At 69.8% G+C, this 23,160-nt stretch carries 20 protein-coding genes; 9 read left to right on the top strand and 11 right to left on the bottom strand.

Annotated features, from left to right (window positions below; translation table 11 throughout):
* Positions 1–191: 191 nt before the first annotated feature.
* The 6 genes from AU196_RS07165 to AU196_RS07140 all read right to left on the bottom strand — a co-directional run bounded on the left by AU196_RS07165 (position 192) and on the right by AU196_RS07140 (position 7,585).
* Positions 192–1,574 carry a sodium/glutamate symporter gene (locus tag AU196_RS07165; RefSeq protein ID WP_059094415.1) on the bottom strand — a complete coding sequence of 461 codons (1,383 nt, stop codon included), beginning with the start codon at positions 1,572–1,574 and terminating at the stop codon, positions 192–194.
* 33 nt (positions 1,575–1,607) lie between these two features.
* Positions 1,608–2,474, bottom strand: coding sequence for a universal stress protein (locus tag AU196_RS07160; RefSeq protein WP_059094414.1), 867 nt, complete (start codon positions 2,472–2,474; stop codon positions 1,608–1,610).
* A gap of 89 nt (positions 2,475–2,563) precedes the next feature.
* Positions 2,564–2,824, bottom strand: a complete 261-nt coding sequence (locus tag AU196_RS07155) for a hypothetical protein (RefSeq protein WP_059094413.1) — start codon at positions 2,822–2,824, stop codon at positions 2,564–2,566.
* A gap of 220 nt (positions 2,825–3,044) precedes the next feature.
* A complete protein-coding gene (locus AU196_RS07150; protein WP_082695644.1) occupies positions 3,045–4,115 on the bottom strand; it encodes an NAD(P)-dependent alcohol dehydrogenase in 1,071 nt (356 codons plus the stop codon).
* A gap of 80 nt (positions 4,116–4,195) precedes the next feature.
* Complete coding sequence (locus tag AU196_RS07145; protein WP_082695643.1) at positions 4,196–6,934, bottom strand: helix-turn-helix transcriptional regulator; 2,739 nt, start codon at positions 6,932–6,934, stop codon at positions 4,196–4,198.
* Between the two features lie 81 nt (positions 6,935–7,015).
* Positions 7,016–7,585, bottom strand: a complete 570-nt coding sequence (locus AU196_RS07140; protein ID WP_059094412.1) for a TetR/AcrR family transcriptional regulator — start codon at positions 7,583–7,585, stop codon at positions 7,016–7,018.
* A gap of 184 nt (positions 7,586–7,769) precedes the next feature.
* On the opposite strand from AU196_RS07140, the gene AU196_RS07135 reads away from it, so the two are divergent.
* On the top strand, positions 7,770–8,990 hold the full coding sequence (locus AU196_RS07135; protein ID WP_059094411.1) for a cytochrome P450: 1,221 nt from the start codon (positions 7,770–7,772) through the stop codon (positions 8,988–8,990).
* A gap of 17 nt (positions 8,991–9,007) precedes the next feature.
* On the opposite strand, the gene AU196_RS26325 is transcribed toward AU196_RS07135, so the two are convergent.
* A complete protein-coding gene (locus AU196_RS26325) occupies positions 9,008–10,666 on the bottom strand; it encodes an N-acetylmuramoyl-L-alanine amidase-like domain-containing protein (RefSeq protein ID WP_353647240.1) in 1,659 nt (552 codons plus the stop codon).
* Positions 10,667–10,829: 163 nt separating this feature from the next.
* Here AU196_RS26325 and AU196_RS07125 point away from each other — a divergent pair, with 163 nt between their 5' ends.
* Genes AU196_RS07125 through AU196_RS07095 form a run of 7 tightly spaced genes read left to right on the top strand, consistent with a single transcriptional unit; the run spans position 10,830 to position 17,369 of the window.
* A complete protein-coding gene (locus tag AU196_RS07125; RefSeq protein WP_197415728.1) occupies positions 10,830–11,927 on the top strand; it encodes a 4Fe-4S dicluster domain-containing protein in 1,098 nt (365 codons plus the stop codon).
* Positions 11,920–12,774: an FAD/NAD(P)-binding protein gene (locus tag AU196_RS07120; protein WP_059094409.1), complete on the top strand. Its 855-nt coding sequence runs from the start codon at positions 11,920–11,922 to the stop codon at positions 12,772–12,774. Before AU196_RS07125 ends, AU196_RS07120 begins: the two co-directional genes overlap by 8 nt.
* A complete protein-coding gene (locus tag AU196_RS07115; protein WP_059094408.1) occupies positions 12,775–13,533 on the top strand; it encodes an NADH-quinone oxidoreductase subunit B family protein in 759 nt (252 codons plus the stop codon). It begins immediately after the preceding gene.
* The gene (locus tag AU196_RS07110; RefSeq protein WP_059094407.1) at positions 13,530–14,822 is read left to right on the top strand and encodes a Ni/Fe hydrogenase subunit alpha; all 1,293 of its coding nucleotides are present in this window, start codon (positions 13,530–13,532) and stop codon (positions 14,820–14,822) included. Before AU196_RS07115 ends, AU196_RS07110 begins: the two co-directional genes overlap by 4 nt.
* A 13-nt stretch (positions 14,823–14,835) precedes the next feature.
* Positions 14,836–15,336 carry a hydrogenase maturation protease gene (locus AU196_RS07105; protein WP_059094406.1) on the top strand — a complete coding sequence of 167 codons (501 nt, stop codon included), beginning with the start codon at positions 14,836–14,838 and terminating at the stop codon, positions 15,334–15,336.
* 31 nt (positions 15,337–15,367) lie between these two features.
* The gene (locus AU196_RS07100) at positions 15,368–16,471 is read left to right on the top strand and encodes a 3-oxoacyl-ACP synthase III family protein (RefSeq protein WP_502687224.1); all 1,104 of its coding nucleotides are present in this window, start codon (positions 15,368–15,370) and stop codon (positions 16,469–16,471) included.
* Positions 16,455–17,369, top strand: coding sequence for a 3-oxoacyl-[acyl-carrier-protein] synthase III C-terminal domain-containing protein (locus tag AU196_RS07095; RefSeq protein WP_059094405.1), 915 nt, complete (start codon positions 16,455–16,457; stop codon positions 17,367–17,369). The genes AU196_RS07100 and AU196_RS07095 overlap by 17 nt, the downstream gene beginning before the upstream one ends.
* Here the strand turns inward: AU196_RS07095 and AU196_RS07090 are convergent.
* The 4 genes from AU196_RS07090 to AU196_RS07075 are packed head-to-tail and all read right to left on the bottom strand — an operon-like array spanning position 17,305 to position 21,641.
* Positions 17,305–18,339: a 1-phosphofructokinase family hexose kinase gene (locus AU196_RS07090; RefSeq protein WP_059094404.1), complete on the bottom strand. Its 1,035-nt coding sequence runs from the start codon at positions 18,337–18,339 to the stop codon at positions 17,305–17,307. The two genes, AU196_RS07095 and AU196_RS07090, sit on opposite strands and share 65 nt — an antisense overlap.
* Complete coding sequence (locus tag AU196_RS07085; protein WP_059094403.1) at positions 18,336–19,241, bottom strand: universal stress protein; 906 nt, start codon at positions 19,239–19,241, stop codon at positions 18,336–18,338. Before AU196_RS07085 ends, AU196_RS07090 begins: the two co-directional genes overlap by 4 nt.
* Position 19,242: 1 nt before the next feature.
* Positions 19,243–20,244 (bottom strand): Acg family FMN-binding oxidoreductase, encoded by a 1,002-nt coding sequence (locus AU196_RS07080; RefSeq protein ID WP_059094402.1) that lies wholly within the window; start codon positions 20,242–20,244, stop codon positions 19,243–19,245.
* A 14-nt stretch (positions 20,245–20,258) separates the two neighbouring features.
* Complete coding sequence (locus tag AU196_RS07075; RefSeq protein ID WP_059094401.1) at positions 20,259–21,641, bottom strand: WS/DGAT/MGAT family O-acyltransferase; 1,383 nt, start codon at positions 21,639–21,641, stop codon at positions 20,259–20,261.
* Between the two features lie 140 nt (positions 21,642–21,781).
* Here AU196_RS07075 and AU196_RS07070 point away from each other — a divergent pair, with 140 nt between their 5' ends.
* Positions 21,782–23,155, top strand: coding sequence for a wax ester/triacylglycerol synthase domain-containing protein (locus AU196_RS07070; protein WP_059094400.1), 1,374 nt, complete (start codon positions 21,782–21,784; stop codon positions 23,153–23,155).
* Positions 23,156–23,160 lie beyond the last annotated feature (5 nt).

The following is a 23,160-nucleotide window of genomic DNA, read 5'->3' as shown; positions in this document are numbered from 1 at the left end:
AGTAGATCGCCAGGGCGAGTACCACGACGACCAGCAGGACGCCCACGAGCACCACCCACGACCACTCGCGTCCGTGCGGTTTCCTCATGCCGTACCCCCGATGGCAACGCCGACGTCGATGCATGGCGATCGTCTCACGCAGCCCGGTTGCTGTCGGCGGTTCCACGTCAACAGGCAAACGTCGCGGCTCCTCAACCGCTCGCCGCGCCCCGCCGGCGTACCCCCCACACACCGATGAGCACGACGAGAACAAGACTGGCGATGGTGAAGGCCGGCAAGCCGACCGCGGAGATCAGCGGCACCGACAGCGCTGTGAGCAGCCCGCCGCCGAGGAGCGGTTCATACGGCAGTTGTTTGTAGCCGTAGTCGTTGGCCGTGCTCGTGCGGCGCTGCGGATCCACCATGTCCGCCAGTACGAAACCGGTCGCGACGTTGCCTTGCGACTGCCCGAAATCGGCGATTGCGTGCTCGAACCAGTTCGCACGGTGAAACCGACTGCCCAACCAGAACAGCGCCGCCGCACTCCACAGCACGCCGATCACCGTGAAGACGATGATCACCGGGACATTCGAGCCGAGCGCCGCCAGCGACATGGTGCCGATCGCACTGACGAGCAACGCGTCGAGTGCGATCGCGGAGATGCCGTCCACCGCCTGCTTGTCGATCTTGCCTGCCTGGCCGGTTTTCGTCGCAAGCCATTGCACGAGGAACCCGCCGACCACCGTCAGCGGAAACAACGGGAATCTGTCGAAGATGTCGGAGCCCAGCGCGCTGGCGGCCCACCGCAACCCCCACAGCAACCCGATGGCCACCATGATCGCCGCCGCGATCATCGCGAAGGCCAACACAGTGAGATGGATTCCGTCATCCCGGGAAGGATGTTCGTCGGCCGGCGCCACGCGTACGCGGTCGACGTCGTAATCCTCCCGCGCCGACGGTGTGGTGTTGCGCATGACCGTCACCTTCGGGCTGCGCACCGCCCAGCGCACCAGAGCAGAGCCCACCGCGACAGCGGTGATCATGCTGATGGTCGCCAGGCCCAGGCCAATGTCGACCAGCTCGGGCGCGCCGACATCGCTGAGCAACGAGCCCATGCCGGCGATGGTCCCGTGGCCCCCCGCGAACGACATCTCCAGCAGCGCGCCGGTTTCCGGCGGCAATCCGAACACCGGTCCCAGGAGCAGCAGCACGGCGAGGCCGGCGAGCGCGAACTGACCCAACGATAGGAACGTGCCGAACAGCGCGTGCGGCGCCGCTGAGTGCCACAGCTGTTTCGGTTTGGGCAGTGTCTTGCCGATCATGATCGCGCCGAACACGACATTGATCAGAAGGCCCGGCAGGACCCGCCAGACCTGAATGACCGCTTCGGGGAACAATCCGTTGGTTCCGGTGAGCTTGCCCAGCACCTGTGGCCCCAGCAGCAGCACGAGAAAACCGGCGATCACACTCGACGGGATGAACAGGGCGCGCAGGAAGGTGATGCGCGCGCGCACCAGCCAGCCGACCGCGAACATGATACCGAGGACCACCATCGCCAGGCCGACGGTCTGCGGGTCCGTGAGACGGTGGATCATCCGGCCGCCACGGCATGGCCGCCGGTGGCCCGCTCAGGCATCGACCGTGGGCACGACGAGCACATCGCAGTGCGCTTCCCGCACCACATGCTGCGCGACGCTGCCGAGGAAGGCGTAGGACACCGGCGAGCGGGCTCCGGTTCCGACCACGATCAGGTCGGCGTCGAGGGACTGGGCCGCATGTTCGAGTGCGGTCGGCGGGTGCCCCCCGACCACGGCGATCTCGTGCGGACACGGGGTCAGCGTGCCGGTCAACCGCGAGATCTCTCGCCGCGCCTGGTCGAGGGCGGCCCGGCGCAACTCCTCGACATCCGCGCCGGACACACCGAACGCGTGCATCAGGCTCTCGCCGACGACGGTGCTGACATGGACGACGACGTGGTCGGCCGCAGGTGTCAGCCCGAGGCCGAAGCGGGCCGCCTCGGCGGACTGCGTCGTGGTGTCGAGTGCCAGGACGACCGATTGGTACAGCGCCGGCGACGGGCGCTTGACGACGAGCACCGGGGCCGGACTCATCCGCACCACGTTCTCCGCCGTGCTGCCAATAAGCGCCTCGAGGAGTCCGTGCTCGCCGCTGGCGCCTATGACCACGAGATCCGCTGCGCTGTCGGCCGCTTCGGCGGTGATCTCCACGGCCGCCCTGCCCCGGCGGACGGTGATCGTCGGGGCAGCGTCGTCGGGGGTCGCGGGATCGAGCAGTGCGTCGACCAATGCCCTGACAGCGGCGCGCGCCGGCTCGGCGAAGTCGGTGCGCATCCCGGCGGGCTCCACATGCAGTGCGGTGAGCCGGGCATCGTGCTCGTCGGCGAGCTGGGCGGCGCGGGTGACCGCCGCGGCCGCCGGTTCCGACAGATCCGTCGCGACCAGGACGTGACGCAGGGCAGCGGCAGCCGGACCCATCGGATCATCCCTCCCGAACTGTGAACATTCGAGACGATACGCACTGATCGGGAATCGGACGGGCTATCGGCGGCGCCGGTCACCACCCACTATTCGCAGCCGGTGCCGTTACCGTCGCGATCGAGTTCGTAGATGTCGGTACCCACCACCGTGACCGGGCCGGACACGTACGAGGGGCCGTTACCGCTGCCGCCGGCGCAGTCGACGTCACTGTCGACCGGTACGCAGGGCCCCGAGTAGTTGGGGTCGCACGACGAGTTCTGCTGCAGGGGCACCGGAGTTGCCGTCGCCGCCGGAGCGACGCCGAGGGCCAGCGCGAACCCAATTGCCAGTACCGTCAATTTCTGCATGGCGGCACCCTAGCTCAGTCCCGCGGCATCACGTTGGCCAGGAAGTATTCCCGGCTGGCGAACACGCGCGACGCGACGGAATTGCCCGCGATCTCCCACGTCGCGGTTTCGCGAGTAAGTCAGAAGGGACTGACCGTTCCGGCCCGCCACGCGGCGAAGCCGGCCCGAACATCGGCGAGGTTCTGGATGTGACGTGCTCGGACGGCATCGGGGGCTGCCGTCAGTCGTAGACGATGACGGCGCGGCCCAGGATGTCACCCCGCGCGATCGCCTCGAGTGTCTCATTGACGTCGTCGAACCGCACGCGGGTCACCGAATGCCTGACCTTGCCTGCCGCGGCCAGCGCCAGCACCTCGGTCAGGTCATTGTAGTTGCCCCAGAACGAGCCGATGTAGGTGTACTCCCGGGCCACTAGGGGAAAGAGCGGGATGTCGACACGGTTGCCGATCAACCCGACGGACGCCACGGCACCCTCGGCCGCCAGGAGCGAGAACGCCAGCCGGATGGCCTCCTCGGAACCGGCGCACTCGATGACCGCGTCGAGTTCCGGCCGTCCGGTCAGCGCCTCGAGTTCGCTGCGCACCGCGTCGGAGGTCTTGTCGCGGACATTGACGGCGTGGTCGACCCCGTTGTCCAGGGCGATCTTCAGCTTCTCGTCGCTGCGCGCGAACGCGACCACGTCGGCGCCGCCTCCCAGCAGTTTCGCGTACTGGGCGCCATAGCTGCCGAGCCCGCCGATACCACTGACCGCGACCGTGCGCCCGGCCCCGAGATGGCCTGCGGCGCGCAGCTTCTTGAGTCCGCGGTACGGAGTCAGGCCCGCGTCGGTCAGCGGCGCGAGGGTGTCGGGGGACAGTTCACCGCTTGCCGGCATCTTGATCAGGTAGCGGTAGTTGACGGGCAGGTACTCCTGGTAGCCGCCGTGGCGGCCGAACCCGGCCCAGACCCCGTGCGCGCAGAGTTGTTCGTTGCCCTCGTGGCACTGGCGGCATGCGCCGTCCCCCCAGCTGCCGAACACCACCACCTGATCACCCTCGGACAACCCCGCCGACCGTGGCACCGCCGCACCCAGACCGTCGACCCATCCCGCGACCTCGTGTCCCGGGGTGATCGGGAAGTCCATCGCCAGGCCGTTGTCGAAGTACCCGTCGATCAACTGAAAGTCTGTGCGGCACATGCCCGCACCGCCGACTCTGACGAGGACCTCCTCCGGCCCGGGGGCGGGGACGTCGATCTCCTCGAGGCGCAGGGGCTGTTTGTAGCCGTACATGCGGGCGGCACGCATCTTCATGGGGACTCCTCTGTGGGCGGATGACAGAGGACATGGTCCGGATGCGGCAGGCTGTTCGCATCCGCCACTGGCCAGTCGAATCAGCGTCCATGCGTGTCGGGTAACGCGGCCGCGAGCTGACTGCGCGACTCGATGCCGAGCTTGGTGAACACCTTGCCCAGGTGGTACTGCACGGTGCGGGCACTGATGAACAGCCGTGCCCCGATCTCCGGGTTCGACATGCCGTCACGCGCCAGCCGCGCGATCTGCGTCTCCTGGGCGGTGAGCTCATGCGGCGAGGTCGCCGCCACGGTGCGGCGACGCGCGTGCTCACCGGTTGCCAGCAGTTCGCGCGCGGCCCGCTGCGAGAACGCCGCCATGCCGATCGACTCGAAGAGCTCGTGAGCCGTGCGCAACTGCACCCGCGCGTCGACGCGGCGGCGTTGTCGGCGCAGCCACTCGCCGTACAGCAGCCGGGCCCTGCCGAGGTCCGGTCGCAGTCCTGCCCTGTCGAGACGTTCGATCGCCTCGCGGTAGAGCTCTTCGGCGGCGGTCCGCTCAGTCAGCAGTGCCCGGGACCGTGCCTCGACACCGAGGGCCCAGTCGGTGCCACTCGGCGTGGTCATCTCGGTCAGGCGCCCCAGTGTCGCCGTCGCGAGCTCGACGTCCCCGAGACGCGCCGCGGCCTCGACGAGTTCCGGCAACGCCCACCACGACGCCCCGCCGTCGCCGAGGCAGGACGCGGCGTCCATTGCGGCGGTGCGCGCTGTCCGGTAGTCACCGCGGGAGTTGGCCGAAACGGCCGCAGCCCATGCGATCACCGTCAGGCCGTGCCCTTCCCCTCGTGTCTCCGCGTCGCGACGCGCGATGTCACCGAGCGCGGCCAGTTCGACGTGCCGCCCTCGCCACGCGGTCAGGGCGATCTCGCTGTACGGAGTCAGGCTCCCGCCCATCGCCTCGATGGCGGCGCGCATCTCCGCCGTCGTCTGGGCCGCCTGGTCGAACTCGCCGGTGAACAGCAGGGGGATGACGCGGCTGCTCAACGCAAGCGGGAGGTGGGTGACCGAACCCGAGCGTCGTGCGAGTTCCACGTACCGCGTGGCCAGCGCGGCGTGCCGCTCGATGTCCCAGACCCGACACGATGCCAGACAGGCCAACACCATCCACCGCAGCTCCTGTTCGGTGGTCATTCCTCGGCCGAAGGTGCGGATCGCTTCGCGCAACACCGCAAGCCCCTCGCCGAAACCGGAACAGTATTGGGCGGCAAGCCCGTCGAGGAGAAGGTCGGCGGGTCCTGTGCCCCCGCGCGCACGCGGCGCGTCACAGGCCGCCTTCGACACCTCGAGAATGCTGCCTTCGGAGGCGAGACGGCCGGCGAAGAGCGCCGCGGACATCGCGTCCAGGTATGTCTCCCGGGCCTGCGTCGCATCGACGGCCTCCAACCGCCGCGCGGCGGTGAGCAGCAGCGGGGCTGCGTCGTTGCCGTGTCTGCTGACGAGCGCGAGTTGGGCTCGCACCAAGTCGGTACGTGCGCGCTGAAGATCGGAGGCCGGCGCGGCGTCGGCGATCGACAGCAGGTCGCGCGCCGCATCGAACGCTCCAACCTGCGCCTTCGCCGATGCCGCGGCGGTGGCCAGTTCTCCGCGGCGTGCCGGGTCGACGGCCAGCGCCGCCGCCCGCTCGAGGAATGCCGCGGCGGCCGTGACACCACCTTTGGCCCTGATCCGGCTCGCCGAGCGCTCGAGCTCGTCGGCGACCGCATCGTCGGGCCCGATCGCCGAGTGGCCGAGATGCCATGCGCGGCGGTCGGGCTCGAGGTCGCGGTCGGTGACCACGGCCAGCGCGCCGTGGATCCTCCGTCGATCGGACAACGGCACGCACCGGTAGGCGGTCGAGCGGATGAGCGGATGGCGGAAGAGCACCCGGCTGCCGATCTCGGCCAGGCCGGCGTCGATCGCGGGGCCTGAGGCGGCACTGTCGAGCCCCAGAACCTCGGCGGCACGCCACAGCAGCGACGGGTCACCGGCTGGATCGGCGGCGGCCAGGGCCAGCAGCCGCCGCGTCCCCGGCGGCAGTCCCTCGAGTTGGCGCCGGTACGTCCCTTCAAGGCTGTGCGATGCGGGCGCGCCGGGCGCCCCGAATCCGCCCGCGAGTTCACCGCGGGCCAGTGACCGCGGAATCTCCAACAAGGCCAACGGATTTCCGCGCGCCTCGCCGATGATCCTGTCGCGGACACGGTGGTCCAATGGGCCGTCGAGGCTCTTGCTCAACAGCGCTCGGGAGTCCGCGTCGGGGAGACGTCCGAGGGTCAACTCGGGCAGACCCCGCAGTTCGTCACCGATGAACCGGGTCGCGAACACGACACCGACGGATTCCGCACCGAGTCGGCGGGCGACAAATCCCAGAACCCGGGCCGAAGCCTGGTCGAGCCAGTGCTGGTCGTCGACGAGCAGCAGCAGTCCGTGGTGCCGCGCCGCCTCCGACATCAGGTTGAGTACGGCGAGTCCGACGAGGAAGGGATCCGGTGCAGGGCCGTCGCGCTCACCCAGCGCGACGCACAGAGCGTCGCGCTGCGGTCCGGGGATGGTGTCCATCGGCTCCGCGATAGAGGTACACACCTGATGCAGCGCGGAGAACGCGAAATCCATCTCGGACTCGACGCCCGCGATGCGGACGACGCGGCAACCACCGGCTCTGCCCGCCATCTCGTCGAGCAGAGCGGTTTTCCCGATACCGGGTTCACCGCAGACGACGAGTACCCGGCTCTGCCCGGCCCGCACGGCAGCAAGTGACTCATCGAGCAGTCGGCGTTCGGCGCGTCGGCCTACCAGCTCCACCATGCCTCCTGGCTTGGGCGTGGGGAAGTCGTCTGTGGTGAACGGTGCGACGCTACCTCCGCCGCGGCCGGGGTGTCGACGGGATCACGCACCGGAGCGCTCGGGCGGATCGCCGAACGCCGGCGTGACGAAGCGGCGCAGCATCTCTCGTTCCTCACGTGGGTTGTGGCTGGGCCAGTACGCCAGCGACATCACCACGCGCACGATCCACTGCGCCGCCACGGGGTCGTCGTCGGTGATCCCGGTGAGATCGGCGGCGAGGTGATGCAGCACCGGTGACGAATGCAGCTCTGCGAGTCCAGGTGCGCTCGCCGCGCTCATGAGCAGTTTCCTCATGGGATCGGAACGGATCTCTTCGAGCGCCACCACGATCGCGGTGACGACGCGGTCCGCACCGCTGCGGTCCGCGACGGCGTGGCGGACCGTGTCGATGACGCCTGCGGCAAGGCGGGTCAGCACCGCGTCGCGGATCTGGGCCTTTCCTCCGGCGTAGCGGTAGACGGTGGCCCTGGAGCAGTGGAGTCGCCTCGCCAGCGTGTCGATGTCGAACGCGTCCAGGCCGTCGGACACGACGAGGTCGACCGCGGCTGCGTAGATGCGTTCCGCCGCCGCGTCGCGGCGGTCACCGCCCACCACCCAGTCGTCGCGAACCATCGCACACCCCCGTGTCGGTAGGCGTGAAGTATCTCAGATCTGAGACGAACAGGGCGCGATGTTTCAGCGTTCGCGCAGGGTGGCCGGACCCGCTGAGACAGAGTCGCGCCGGAGCGCGGGCGTCGGATGTCAACTTCGCCGGCACCCGTTGACGCGGCGTCGCCGCGCCGCGCAGCGTGAAGCGATGACGTCACCGGATGGTGCCCTCGGGCTCGCCCTCTTCGAGGATCGGTACATCCAGGACCCGGGTCCGCTCTACGCGCGGATGCACCGGGCCGGTGCCGTCCACCGCATCGGCGCGTCCGGCTTCTACGCGGTGAGCGGGTGGGACGCCGTGACCGAGGCGATCGCCCGCTGCGACGACTTCTCGTCGAATCTGACCGCGACCATGCTGTACCAGCCCGGCGGAACCGTGTCCGAGTTCCACGTCGGTGAACTCGGCGGCGCGACGCAGGCGCTGGCCACCGCCGACGAGCCGGCACACGCCGTCCATCGGAAGGCGTTGCTCCCGCAGTTGGCGGTCAAACGCATCCGGGCGTTCGAGCCGTTCATCGGTGACACGGCGACCCAGCTCTGGGACACCCACCTCCGAGACGGCCGCATCGAATGGATGGGTGCCGTGGCCAACCGGCTTCCGATGATGATCGTCGGGCGGATCATCGGCGTGCCCGACGCCGATATCGAGACGCTGATCCGGTGGGGCTACTCGGCCACCCAGGTCGTCGAGGGGCTGGTCACACAGGAGCAACTGAACGCCGCCACCGTCGCGGTGCTGGAGTTGAGTGGCTACATCACCGACCAGTTCCAGCGCGCCGCGGCCGATCCGCAGGACAACCTGCTCGGCGACCTCGCGGCCGCAGTTGCCGATGGTGTGCTGGACGACATGACCGCGTTGGCCATGATGATCACCCTGTTCAGTGCCGGCGGCGAGTCGACGGCGTCGCTCATCGGTTCTGCCGCATGGACACTCGCCACACGTCCGGACATTCAGCAGCAGGTCCGCGACCGGCCCGAACTGCTCGACGCATTCCTCGAGGAGGTGCTGCGCTGCGAGCCGCCGTTTCGCGGCCATTACCGGCACGTCGTCCGCGACACCGCGCTCTGTGGCGTCGACCTGCCGGCGGGGTCCCGGCTGCTGCTGCTCTGGGGTGCGGCCAACCGCGATCCGTCCCACTTCGACCGGCCCGGGGAGTTCCGACTCGATCGCCCAGCCGGCAAGGGACACATCGCGTTCGGCAGGGGCGCGCACTTCTGCGTCGGGGCGGCGCTGGCCAGGCTTGAGGCGGGAATCGTCGTCCGTCATCTCCTCGATCGGACCTCCCGCGTGGAAGCCGTCGACGTCGGTCGCTGGTTGCCGAGCCTTCTCGTGCGCCGACTCGAACGGCTGGAGTTGGCGGTCGAGTGACGGGATCAGGCCCCGCGTCACTGCGTCGGGCGCAGCACCACGATGCCCGGGACGGTCCGCATGTAGTCGAAGAACGGGACGTCGACCACGCGGTTGTGTTCCCGCAGCGAGGAGGCGTTGCGCACGGTCGGTCCATTCGGGGTGTCGACGTAGATCCCGACGTGCGTGACGTCGAGACCGCCGTCCGCGGCGTACGCCCCGATGTAGTCACCGGTGCGCAGACCGTCCACGACCGTCTCGTCGATCTCTCCGCTCGGGATGTACGTGACGTCACGCGGCACCTCCGGCAGCCCGGGTAGGTACACCCCGCCGTCGTTCTTCCTGTTGAGGCGTTTGGCCACGGTCTTGGCCCCGCCGCCGAGATCCGCGGTCACATCTTTGGCGATCGGGGGCGTCGCGGCCGACCAGTCGGTGAAGAAGTGCCTCCTGGTGCGGAACCCGACGACACCGTCCTTGTACCGGACGTCGATGAGACGGTCGACGAACTCCTCGCGGTCGTCGGCGCGTTTGAGCGCCTCGATGTAGTCGACGTAGGTGAAGCAGTCCACCGCCTCGACGTTGACGACGAGTTCCTCGGGTCGGTTCGTGGAGCCGACCAGGGTGTCGGGGCCGTACGGCACCCCGAGGAACTTCTTCGAGACCGCCTCGGCGACTGACGGGACGCGTTCGCGCACAGCGTGGTTGCGCACACGCAGCAGCTCTTCGAGGATCTTCTCGCTGCGGCCGTGGACCCGGACGACCGGCGGCTCGAGCGGGTGGGTGGCCAGGTAGTCGAGGACCGGCACCGGCGCGGTCGCGGCGTAGCCGATGGGCAACACCACGTCACCGGCCGTGGAGTTGTAGTAGACGTCCCACCGGTAGAAGCCCTCGAACGCCGCGGGGTCGCGGGCCAGCGCCGCCGCGTAATCGCTGATCGCCCGCACGTACTCGTTCGAGTTGTTGTACCGCCACAGCGCACCGTCGGGGTTGTGGGCGAAGTTGTTCGCGGCGAGGTAGCGGCCCGCGGCCATGATGCTGTCGTGCGGGGAGGTGATGTCGCCGCCCGCGCCGTAGGCCGCGAATGTCGCCGGCATGAACTGCATGGGCCCCTGGGCGCCCGCCGTACTGACCCCGGCGATGCGCCCGAACGCCGTCTCCACCAGGTTGATCGCCGCCAGATAGTTCCACCCGACTCCGAAGGTCGACTCGGCCTTGCGGTAGTAACCCAGCAGTTCGTCGGCGGGCCGCGGCGCGACGATGCGCCAGGCCGGCAGGGTCGGTTTCGCGTCGCCCTTGCTCAGCGCCGTCAACTGGCGCCGCGCGCTGACGTTGCGGTCGTAGACCTCGATCAGCGACGGCGGGACCCGGGGCCGCACGAGCGCATCCCATTCGGGGTGACGACCCAACGCGCGGTAGGCCAGTTGCTGACGCCGCGCGGCCGCCACCGTCGACGCCTCCGGAAGGGACGGGTCGCGCAGCGCCCGCTCATCGGCGACGAGGTCGTCGACGATCCGCAGGGGATCGGCCGCCAGGCGCAGTTTCGGCGGTGTGGGTGCGGCCTTGGGTGCGGCCGACGGCGCCGCCGCCGCGGGCGCCGGAGCCGGCGGCGACGGCGCGGCCGGACTGGGACAGCCGCCTGCCGCCACGGCGGCGACCAGGAGCAGAGACGGCGCCGCCCTCCTCAACAGGGCGGGCACGGCGAGATGGTGGATCATTGGGTCAACTCCGGAGATTGCGTACACCCGACGGTCGCATATCCGGACCGCCGCGTGACGTCCGCCCCGCCGGTGTGGGGCGCGGTGTACGGAAAAAGGGTCCAATGCCCCTACCTCAGATCCAGGCTGAAGGCACGATAGGCCTGTGGGCGTCGGGGTGATCGACGCTGCGGGGTTGCAGCAACTGGTGGCCGCGCTGATCGGGCGCGGCTACCGGGTGGTGGGCCCGACCGTGTCGGACAACGCGATCGTGCTCGCCGAACTGACCTCGGCCGACGAGTTGCCCCGCGGTTGGGGGGTGGAGGTGGCCCCCGGGGTGTATCGCCTGCGCCGCCGCGACGACGACGCGCTGTTCGGGCACTCCGCCGGCCCGCAGTCTTGGAAGCAGTTCCTCCATCCGCCCCGGCAGCGGGTGTGGTCGTCGGACGGTGAGCGACCCGAGGACCCGCCGAGGTACGCCTTCGTCGGGGTGCGGGCGTGCGACCTGTCGGCGATCCGTGTCCTCGACGGCGTGCTGGGGCAGGGTGCGTACCCGGACCGGGGCTTCGTCGGCCGCCTGAACCGGATCTTCGTCGTCGCGGTCAACTGCACCGAGCCCGGCGGACTGTGCTTCTGCGCCTCGATGAACACCGGCCCCGCCGTCGGTCCCGGCTACGACCTCGCGCTGACCGAACGCATCGACGGGTCCGGCCGCCGCTACGTCGTGGACGTGGGCAGCGACGAAGGCGCCGACGTGCTGGCCACCGTCACCCACCGCGACGCCGAACAGGACGAGATCGACGCGGCGCGCGCCGAGGTGAGCGAGGCGGCGCACCACATGGGCCGCCACATGCCGGAGACGGACCTGCGCCGGCTGTTGATCGAGTCGCGCGAATCGTCCCAGTGGGACGAGGTCGCCGGCAGGTGTCTGACGTGCGGAAACTGCACCATGGTGTGCCCGACGTGCTTCTGCACCAGCGTCGAGGACGTCACCGACCTCACCGGCGACCATGCCGAGCGCTGGATGCACTGGTCGTCGTGCTTCGAGTTCGACTTCACCTTCGTGCACGAGGGAAGCACCCGGCAGTCGGCGCCGTCGCGGTACCGGCACTGGCTCACCCACAAACTCGGCACCTGGCACGACCAGTTCGGCAGCAGCGGATGCGTCGGCTGTGGGCGCTGTATCGCCTGGTGTCCCACCGGGATCGACATCACCGCGGAGATGACCACGATGGCCGACGGGGCGGACGCCGCCGATGACTGACGCCATGACCACGCCGACGCCGGCCTCGGCGATGTCTCCGGTGCCCTACCGGGTGCGCACGCGCATCGCCGAGAACCACGACTCGGCCACCCTCTGCCTCGAACCGGTCGGCGACCCGCTCCGCGCGCCAAAGCCCGGCGAGTTCATGATGCTCTACGCCTTCGGGATCGGGGAGGTCGCGATCTCGGTCAGCGGGTCCCCTACGGACACCGACGATGCCGTCACGCACACCATCCGCGCGGTCGGCGCCGTGAGCCGGGCGCTGCACGATGCGCAGCCCGGCACCGTGATCGGGATGCGTGGACCGTTGGGCACCGACTGGGGACTCGACGATGCCGCGGGCCGCGACCTGGTCATCGTGGCCGGCGGGGTGGGCCTCGCGCCGCTCCGGCCGGTGGTGCTCGGCGCGCTGGCCGAGCGGGACCGCTACGGCAGGGTGGCGCTCATCGCCGGCGCCCGCTCACGGGACGACTTCCTGTTCGCCGACGAGCTCCGGCGCTGGGCGGACAGCGGCGCCGTCGACGTGCACCTGACCGTCGACGTCCCCGTCCAGGGTTGGCCGGGCGAGGTCGGGTTCGTCACCGAGCCGCTGCGCCGCCTGCCCGTCCGGCCGGACCGCACCACCGCGTTCCTGTGCGGTCCCGAACCGATGATGCGCAACAGCGCGGCGGAGCTGGTTCGGAAAGGACTCGCCCCCAATAAGATCCGCGTCTCACTCGAACGGAACATGCAGTGCGGGATCGGCTGGTGCGGGCACTGTCAGCTCGGCCCGCTGCTGCTGTGCCGCGACGGACCCGTCGTGGGGTACGACGTCGCCGAGCCACTGCTGCAGGTCGAGGAGCTGTAGATGAGCCCACCCACGCTCGGGGTCTGGAAGTTCGCCTCCTGTGACGGCTGCCAGCTGACCCTGCTGGACTGCGAGGACGACCTGCTCACCCTCGCCGGTCAGGTGCAGATCGCCACCTTCCTGGAGGCGTCCAGCGCGATCCTGGGCGGTCCCTACGACGTGTCGCTGGTCGAGGGGTCGATCACCACCGCGGCGGACCAGCGGCGCATCCGGGAGATCCGCGAGCAGTCGAAGGTGCTGGTCACCATCGGTGCGTGCGCGACCGCAGGCGGAGTGCAGGCGCTGCGCAACTTCGCCGACGTCGAGGAGTTCGCCTCGGTCGTCTACGCCCGGCCCGACTACATCGACACGCTGGCGACCTCCACTCCCGCCGCGGCGCACGTCGAGGTCGACTATCAGCTGCAGGGCTGCCCGATCGACCGCGGACAGCTGCTCGACACCCTCGCCGCACTGCTCGTGGGGCGTAAACCGCGGTTGCCTGCCAAGACGGTGTGCACCGAATGCAAACTGCGCGGGGTGACGTGCGTGATGGTGGCCGAGGGCGTGCCCTGCCTGGGTCCGGTGACCCACGCCGGTTGCGGCGCACTGTGTCCGACGTACCACCGCGGCTGCTACGGATGCTTCGGGCCCGCGGCGACGCCGAACACTGCCGCGCTCATCCCGGTGCTGCGCCGCGACGGGATGTCGGGCGGTGACGTCGAGCGGGTGTTCTCGACGTTCAACGTGGCCCGGTTCGCCGAGCACCGGAACGACTCGTGAACCCCGAGATCCGCACCCTGACGGTCGGTGCGCTGACCCGGGTGGAAGGTGAAGGCGCGCTGCATGTCACGTTGACCGACGGCACGGTCGACACCGTCGAACTGAACATCTACGAGCCACCGCGGTTCTTCGAGGCCTTCCTGCGCGGACGGGCCTACACCGAACCGCCCGACCTCACCGCGCGGGTGTGCGGCATCTGTCCGGTGGCCTACCAGGTGAGTGCCTGCAACGCCATCGAGGCTGCGTGTGGGGTGACGCTCGACCCTGAGCTGATCGAGCTGCGTCGGCTGCTGTACTGCGGGGAGTGGATCCACAGCCACGCGCTGCACATCTATCTGCTGCATGCGCCCGACTTCCTCGGTTACCCCGACGCCATCAGTTTCGCCAAGGACCACCGGGAGCTCCTGGAGCGCGGGCTCGCCCTGAAGAAGGCCGGGAACCGGCTCATGGAGCAGCTCGGCGGACGCTCGATCCATCCGATCAACGTCCGGCTGGGCGGCTTCTACTCGGTGCCGCGCCGTGATGAGCTCGAGCCCCTCGCCGAACAGTTGCGGCGCGCGCTGGACGACGCCCTCTTCACAGTTCGCTCCGTGGCCGCATTCGACTGCCCCGAGGTGGAATTCGACCACGAGTTCCTCGCGCTGACCCAACCGGACCGGTACGCGATCGAGGACGGCACGATCCGCCGCAGCACCGGACCCGGTTTCCCGGTGGCCGAGTTCGGCGAACACGTGCGGGAGAGCCAGGTGCCCCACTCCACCGCGCTGCACGCGACGCTCGACGGCGAGCGCTATCTGACCGGGCCCCTGGCGCGGTACGCACTGAACTCGGCGACCCTCTCGGCGACGGCCCGACAGGCCGCCGCGGAGGCGGGCCTCGGCGCGCAGTGCCGAAACCCGTTCCGCAGCATCGTGGTCCGCGCTGTGGAGATCGTCTACGCGATCGAGGAGGCGCTGCGCATCATCGACGAGTACGAGCGGCCTGCGCGCCCGTTCGTCCACGTCGCACCACGCGCCGGGGTGGGGCACGGTGTCAGCGAAGCGCCGCGCGGGCTGCTGTACCACCGCTACGAGATCGACGACGACGGTCTGATCAGCGCGGCGACGATGGTGCCGCCGACAGCGCAGAACCAGGCCGCCATCGAATACGAGATGGCCCAGCTGGTGGCAGGCAACCTGACCCTCGACGACGCAACGCTGACGTCGCTGTGCGAGCGGTCGATCCGCAACCACGACCCGTGCATCTCGTGTTCGGCCCACTTCCTGACCCTCACCGTCGAACGCAGATGAGCGGTGGCTCGTCGTGACCGGTGACAGCGTCGTGATCGGCGTCGGCAACGGTCATCGCCGCGACGACGGGGTGGGCCCGGCCGTCGCAGCGGCCGTCGGGGCGCGAGTCGCACCCGGTGTCCGGGTCCGGTACGTGGTCGACGACCCGTGCGAGATCCTCGACGCGTGGGCCGGGGCCCGGCTCGCGGTCGTGGTCGACGCGGCGGTCGCGACACCCTCCGTGCCGGGCCGGATCCACCGGTGCACCGCTGACCGGCTCCTGTCGTCACCGCCGGTGAGCTCCCACGGCATGGACCTCGCCACCGTGGTCGAGCTCGGCCGGGCGCTGAACCGGATGCCCCACGACCTCCTGGTGCTCGCCGTCGAGGTCGCCGACGTCGGTTTCGGGGTGGGTTTGTCCACGGCGGTGCAGGCCGCGGTTCCGGATGCGGTCGACGCCGTGCTCACCGCGATCCGACAGGGGCCGTCGGACCGTCGGCAAGGGTCCAAATGCCCTGGCCGGGTGACGCCGTGATGATCGACCATCACAGCGGGAGGTGACGTTCGTGACCACACACTGGCTGGTGATGGACCACTCGACGAAAGGCGGTGGGGCGCCGTACCGCACCCGGGTGGCCGCGGCGGGCCGGCATCTACCCCCCACCCGTCTGACGACCGACGAGCTGATGGCGTCGACCCGTCACAACACGCACATCGACCTCGAACGCCTCACCGGCATTCACGAGCGCCGGGTGTCCGTGGGGGACGAGGACTCCTACAGTCTGGCGACCACGGCGGCGCGCGACTGCCTGGACAGGGCGGGGTCGCCGGCCTCCGACATCGACGTCGTGATCAGCTGCAGCATCACGAAATTCCACGGCGGCCTGACCCAGTGGGTGGAGCCGACCATGAGCAGCGCGGTCGCCCACGCGATCGGCGCACACCGGGCGATGACGTTCGACCTGTCGAACGCCTGCGCCGGAATGCTCACGGGCGTCACGGTTCTGAACAACTGGATCCGGCAGGGCGTCGTGCGGAGCGGGCTGGTGGTCAGCGGCGAGTACATCTCCCAGTTGGGTCGCAACGCCGCCCGCCACATACGGACCATCATGAGCCGAGAGCTCGCGTGCTTGACGCTGGGTGACGCCGGGGCGGCCCTGCTGCTCGAACGCGCCGGCGCCGACTCGGGCTCGATCACCCTCGCCGGCTTCACGACGATCGCCGACCACAGCCGGCTGTGCCTGGCCTACCCCAAGGGCCGAGACCCGGGGGCGAGGATGTTCACCGACTCCCGGGCGATCCAGCGCGCGGCGATCGCCGACACACCGCTGCTGCTGCACGAGGTCCTGGACGCCGCGGGGATCGCCATCCACGACATCGACCATGTGATCACCCACCAGACCTCGGCGCGTGCCATCCGCAAGGGTATGGCCGAGATGTCGGCGGTCTTCGGCGACGCCCCCCGCCACGACGCGGTGATCACCGTCGACCGCTACGGGAACACGGCTTCGACGACACACACGGTCGCGCTCGTCGAAGAACTGGAGGCCGGCCGCATCCAACCCGGCGAGACGATCGCGCTCATCGCGCTGGCGTCGGGGCTCGAGATCGGGGTGGTACTCATCGAGGTGGACGAGGATCTGGTGAAACGCTATGGGCACCATCATTGATCAGGTCGCGGTGACGCGCGGCGGCTGGCGGGACCGGCACAGTGCCCTGCATCTGGCCGTCGCGGCCGCGAGATCGTGTCTCGACGCCGCGCGGCGGGATCCCGACGATCTCAGCCTCCTCGTCAACGCCGGGATCTACCGGGACAAGAACCTGGGGGAGCCCGCGCTCGCGGCGCTGATCCAGGAGGACATCGGCGCCAATCCCGAGGATCCCCACGACGGCCTGCGCGACGGTGCGCACGGCACGTTCTCGTTCGACATCTCCAACGGCAGCTGTGGTGTCCTCACCGGGCTTCAGGTGGTCGACGGCTTCCTGCGGTCACGGGCGGCCACCCACGCGCTGATCACCGCCGGCGACGCCGACCCCGGCCGGGGGATGAGCAGACACTTCCCGTTCTCGCCCGTCGGGGCGGCGCTGCTGTGCGACTGGACCGACGACGACTCGGGGCTCGGGCGGGTGAGCTGGGTGAGCGACCCCGACGACGGGAAGTCCTTCCGCGCCACCGTGGGTTCGGCGGATGCGCGCAACGTGTTGCGGTTCACCGAATCCGGCGACCTCGACGACCGCCTCGCCGAGGCGGCGGCGCACGCCGCGCGGATCTGTCTGGACGACGCCGGGCTGAGGGTGCCCGACGTCGACGTCGTGGTCGCCGCGCCCGGACGCCCCGACTACGCTGCCGCGCTCGCCGAGCGACTCGATCTGGGTGCCGGCCGGATCGTCGTCGCCGACGACGAGAACGCCCACACCGCCTCGCTCGCCGCGGCGCTGAAGGGGGCGTTGACCGACCTGCCGCCCGGGGCGCTGATCCTGATCGTCGCCGCGGGGGCCGGAATCACCGCGGGGGCCGCTCTGTACCGGGCGCCGGGCCGGTCGGAATCGGACCGCCGCTCGCGCTGACGGCCACCTCCTCGGGATCCGGGGCGAGCTCGAAGAGCCGTTCCGCCTGGGATCGCTCGCACACCGCGGTACCCGGGGTCAACAACATGGCCCCGCCCGTGGCGATCCCGAACTGCACGGACTTGCTCGGCGACCATCCCCGCGTCAGACCCACGACGATCGCCGCCACCATCGCGTCGCCCGCGCCGACACCGCTGACGGCCTCCACCGGTACCGGCGGAAAACGTCGACTGTCCTGCGACGTGGCCAGCAGCGCACCCTTCGAACCCAGCGAGACGACCACCATCTCGGCGACGCCGGAGTCGATGAGTTCGTGTGCGGCGGTCAACTGATCGGCCTCGTCGAGGAGTTCCCTGCCGACCCGCTCCCGGAGTTCCCGCACGCTGGCCTTGAGCAGGAAGACTCCCGAACGGACCCGCTGGAGGGCATCGCCCGACGTGTCGAGGATCAATCGCGCGCCGAGTTCGCGACAGATGTCGGCGACCCGCTGATAGAAGTCCGGCGGAACTCCCGGCGGCAGACTGCCACTGGCCACGACGAATTGCGCGACCCGGGCCTCGTAACGCAGTTCCTCCAGACACTTCGCCTGCTCCTGCGGTGTCAGGGACGGGCCGGGGAGGATGAAACGGTACTGCCGGCCGCTGCTGTCGTCGTTGACGGTGAAGCTCTCGCGCGTCGGCTCGCCGATCGCGACGCGACGGAACGGAACGTCGGCCTTGCCCAGCAGTTCGGTGAGCAGGTCGCCGCTCGGCCCGCCCACGGGGAACACCGCCGACACCGACTCGCCGAGCACGAAGGCGGTGCGGGCCACGTTGATCCCGCCGCCACCCGGGTCGTAACGGGCTCGGGCACAACGGATCTTGCTCGTCGGCCGGACCTGTGGAGCGCTCGTGGTGATGTCGAGGGCCGGGTTCATCGTGAGCGTGACGATCGTCGGTCCGTGTCCGGGGCGTTCGCCGGAACGTCTCATCGGCCCGCACCCCTGGATGCCGGCGGGGTTGCGCGGACCACGAGCACCGGTGTGTCCGCGGACTGGGCCACGGCCGAGCTCACCGAACCCAGCCAGGGGCTTGCGAAGCCGCCCCGACCGCGGACTCCGACCACCACCAGTTGCGCGTGCTCGGACTCGCGGATCAGCCATCGTGCGGGCTGGTCGCAGACCAGGCGTCGGTGTACCCGCACCTCGGGATACCGCTCCTGCCAGCCGGCGAGCCGTTCGCCGAGGACTTCGTCGCCCTGGCTCTCGTATGCGCGCCAATCCCTGCCCACGATGGGGAAGACCGAGACGTCGCTCCAGGCATGCAGCGCCACCAGGTCGACCCCCCGCCGTGCCGCTTCGTCGAAAGCCATCGCGGTCGCCGCCTCCGAGGCCGGTGACCCGTCGATGCCGAGCAGGACGGGCGCGTCTTCGTCCGGGCGCCCGCCGCGTGCGGGCCGGATGACGGCCACCGGGCAGCGGGCGTGGTGCACCAGACCGGTGCTGACCGAGCCGAGCAGCAGCCGGCCGAGCGCACCGGTTCCGCGGCTTCCGACGGCGACGATCTGCTTCTCGCCGGATTCGTGCACCAGGGTCGGGACCACGCTCGACCCGAGGACCTCGGTGCGGATGTCGGGCAGACGGGAGTCGGGAGCGCAGGCCTGTGCGGTCTTGAGCGCCTGTTCGAGAACGTGGCGGGCGTTGTCCTGCTGCCATGCGCAGATCTCGGCCAGGATCGGCCCGACCGGCGAACTCGCCGCCACGGCGGCCACGACGTGCGTCAGCGTCAGCGGCACCCGGCGCATCACCGCCTCATGGGTCGCCCAGCGGATGGCGGCGTCGGATTCCGCCGAACCGTCGACACCCACCAGGATGCCGCTGCCGTTCGCTTCCATGTCACTCCTCCCACTGGTTCGATCGACGAATCTGGATGACGTCGCTCGAGGGAAGTCGCGGTGTCGGCGCCCTCGTCTCCTCGACGTCCGGGGCTCTGCCCGCCCGGATCAGGGCCTGCGGGACTCCCCGGTCCCCGATCAGGCCCGCGATCGCGGCGCGGCTCTGCGGCAGTTCGGTGACATGGGTCAACGGGCAGGTGGCGAGCCCGGCCACCGTGCACACCAACAGAACGGTCGACAGCGCCTCGCCGCACCGGAGTGCGTCGGCGCGGCCGTCTCCCGGTGTGCTCAGCACGAGGATCTTCGCTTCGTCGGCGCGCACCTCGGGGCACCGATCACCGTGCCAGGTCACCGGGAACGTGCGGCCGATGTCGACGCGTCCCTGTTCCTCCTCGGACACCAGCGCACTCGGCGGCACACCTCGGTAGGGCCGGTGAGGCTCTGTCCACCAACGCAGTTCGTCGCGGTAATAGGCATCGTGGCGCCGGTGCGACTCGGTCAGCCGGGATGCCTCGGCCAGTATCGGCCGTGATCGGTCGCTCAGCACCACCAGCGCCACGGGACCGGATTCGATGCTTCGCCGCAACGCGATCTCGAACGTCTCCCAACGCTCGGGCGCGCGGAACGGCAGCCGATCGGTGCGGCGCCGCAGGATCGCCGCGGCGAGTTCGCGGTCGGCCGCCGTCACGTTCGGCGCGGGGGTGAAGGTGATCGATGCCAGGTGGTCCCGTTCACCCGGGTCGGGGAACCGGTCGGCTTCGGTACGCCACCCTGACGCGGCCATCGCGATCCGGAAGTGATCAAGCGCCGCACCGCAACTGATGAGCGCCTCACGTCCCGACCTGTCGGTGGAGCGCACCACCCGGCGGTGGTCGGCGAACAGGTCGACCGATGCGTCGTCGACGATCCACCGCCACGGCTGGCTGTTGTGCAGGGACGGTGCCCGGCACGCCCGCCGGATCGCCGCGACGATGGTGTCGGTGTCCGCGCTCCCGTGAGTCATCGATGCGGGCTCCTCTAGCCGGGCCGTCGGTTTCCGGTGTCGGAGCTGATCTCCACGAGGCGGTCCATGGCGTGTTCGATACCGCGGGCGAGATCGTCGACGTCGGGTGCGGTGTCGAAATCACCTGTGATGCCGAAGACCAGCTTGTCCGCGTAGCTGACGATCGCAACCCCGGTCCGGAGGCCGAGCGCGATCGGCGGGATCGGGAACATGCGCACGACCTTCCGTCCCATGACCTGCATCGGATGCCGTGGCCCCGGCACGTTCGTGGCGACGGTGACCACGCTGCGTTGGGGGAGCCGGGTCATGGCGCGAACGGCCCACGCGGTCAACGGAAACGGGATGATGTTCGACGCCGAGATGACGGCGTGACCCGCCTGGCGCTGCCCGCTGTTCTTGGCCTCGGTCAGGCGTGCGTGCACGGTCCGCAACTGTTCTTCGGGATCGGCCTCGTCGACCGGAAGGTACGGGAGCATCAGCGACACCCTGTTGTCGACCTTGCCGACGGCGTCGTTCGAGCGGACCGACACCGGCACCAGGGTGCGCAAGGTGTTGCTGCGGGGTGTCTCGCCGCGGCGGATCAACACGGCGCGGAACGCGTCGGTGATCGCGGCGAGCACCACGTCGTTGAGGGTCACCTCGAAGGTGTGACAGACCCGCTGCGCGTCTTCGAGCGACACCTCGGCCCCCGCGAACCGCCGCATCGTGCTGACGGATCCGACCAGCGACGTCGGCGTCGGCCGCAGGAGGCCGCCGATGATCTCGGCCGCACCGCCCACACCGCGCGCGGCGGCCCCGACCAGGCCGGTCGAGGTCCGCCACAGCATGCCGGCCCACCGCCGCGGATCGAGTCCGAGCTGCGGTAACCCGAACCCGCGCTGCGCCGCCTCGCCGGCCGCCCGGATCTCGGTGGCGTACGTGTCGCCGTCACCGTTGTCGCTCAGCCCGGCCAGCATGTGCATCGTCGCGATCCCGTCGGCGATGCAGTGATGCAGTTTCATGATCATGGCCCACCGGTCGTCCGGCAGACCCTCCACGATCCAGCACTCCCACAGGGGGCGTTCGCGATCGAGCCGGCGTTCCATCACCTCGGCGGTCAACCGGAACAGGGCGGCGTCGTCGCCCGGATGGGGGAGCGCGGTGCGGTGCAGGTGGTGGGAGATGTCGAAGTTGGTCGCCTCGACCCACTCCGGCGCCTCGAGATCCAGTGGATGCGTGCGAAGGACCTGCCGGAACCGCGGCATGTGGAGCACCCGGTCCGTGAGGCCCGCCACGAAGACGTCGTCGTCGGGAACCGGGCCGTCGAGTATGGAGACCGAGCCGATGGCGAGGCTGACGTGCGGGTCGGAGTCCTCGGCTTCGAGGAAGCTCGCGTCGAGGGTGGTCAGGTGCTCCATGTCACCACTGTGCGCCGGCTGTGGGACTCGAAACAGGGTCGGAAGTCCCGAGTCCGGCCTCCCGGGGGCACCGAGGCCGGTCGGAAGAAGAGACCAACGGCCCTGGTTCGGCACCGGTCGGCAGCCTTAACGTGCCGTTGATGACCGACTTCATGCGTAACAGCGATGCGTTCACGTGGGCGATGGAGACCGATCCCGGGTTGCGCTCCACGGTGGTCACGGTGATCGTGCTCGAGCGGTCGCCGGACTGGGATGAGCTGCGCGACCGCTTCGACCTGGTCTCGCGCGAGGTCCCGATGGTGCGGCAGCGGGTCGTCCCGTCCACACCGCCGGCGCCGCCGCGCTGGGAGTTCGTGGAGGACTTCGATCTCGACTTCCACATGCGCAGGGTGACCGCCACCGCGCCGGGCGGCTTCGACACGGTGCTGGAGATGGCCCGGGTCGCGGCGATGGAGGATTTCGACCGTGCGCGTCCGCTCTGGGAGGCGACGTTGGTCGACGGTCTCGACAACGGCGGGGCGGCACTGATTCTCAAGTTCCATCACGCCCTGACCGACGGGGTGGGAGGAATCCAGATCGGGATGATCCTGTTCGACCTGTCGGAGGTCCCCGCCACGCACGGTCCGGTCGCGGAGGTGCCCGAGGTGACGCCGCCGCCGTGGTTGAGCGGCTATCGCGAGACGGCGAAGTACGACGTCCGTCTGGTCGCGGACGCGGTGATGGGCACGGCGAGGAGCGCGCCGCGGCTGATTCGTGCCGGAATCCGGCGGCCGGTGTCGACGGTCTCGTCGGCGGCGCAGATCGCCGCGTCGGTCGTGCGGACCGTCCGTCCGGTGAATCGGACGGGCTCCTCACTCATCCGGCGGCGCAGCCTGATTCGTCGTCTCGGCGTGCTGGAGGTCCCGTTCGAGGAGCTTCGGGAGGCCGCCCACCGATGCGAGTGTGCGTTGAACGACGCGTTCGTCGCGGGGGTGGCCGGCGGGCTCCGGCGCTACCACGAACACCACGGCGTCGATGTCGGTGACCTGCACCTGACGATGCCGATCAGTCTGCGCCAGGAGGGCGACGGGTTGGGGGGCAACCGGATCACCCTGATGCGCTTCGACGTCCCCGCCGGTATCGCCGACCCTGCGGAGCGGATCCGGGAGGTCCATCGGAGGACCAGCGCGGTGCGCCACGAGAAGTCGCTGCCCTACACCCAGTGGATCGCCGGCGCCCTGAACATGATGCCGCGGTGGTACATCGGCTCCATCCTGCGCAACGTGGACTTCCTGTGCAGTGACGTACCGGGCATCCCGGTGCCGGTGTACCTCGGCGGGGCGAAAGTGGTGACCCAGTACGCGTTCGGCCCCACCGTCGGCGCCGCGGTCAACGTCACGCTGCTGACCTATGTGGGCACGTGCGCGATCGGTGTGGACGTCGACACCGGCGCGATCCCCGACTTCGACGTCTTCCACCGGTGCCTCGTCGACGGTTTCGCCGAGGTGCTCGCCCTTGCCTCGCCGGACGACTGAGGATC

Origin of the sequence: Mycobacterium sp. IS-1742 (assembly GCF_001500125.1) — a bacterium.
Classification (GTDB): Bacteria; Actinomycetota; Actinomycetes; order Mycobacteriales; family Mycobacteriaceae; genus Mycobacterium.
This window is presented reverse-complemented; position numbering and strand designations above follow the sequence as displayed.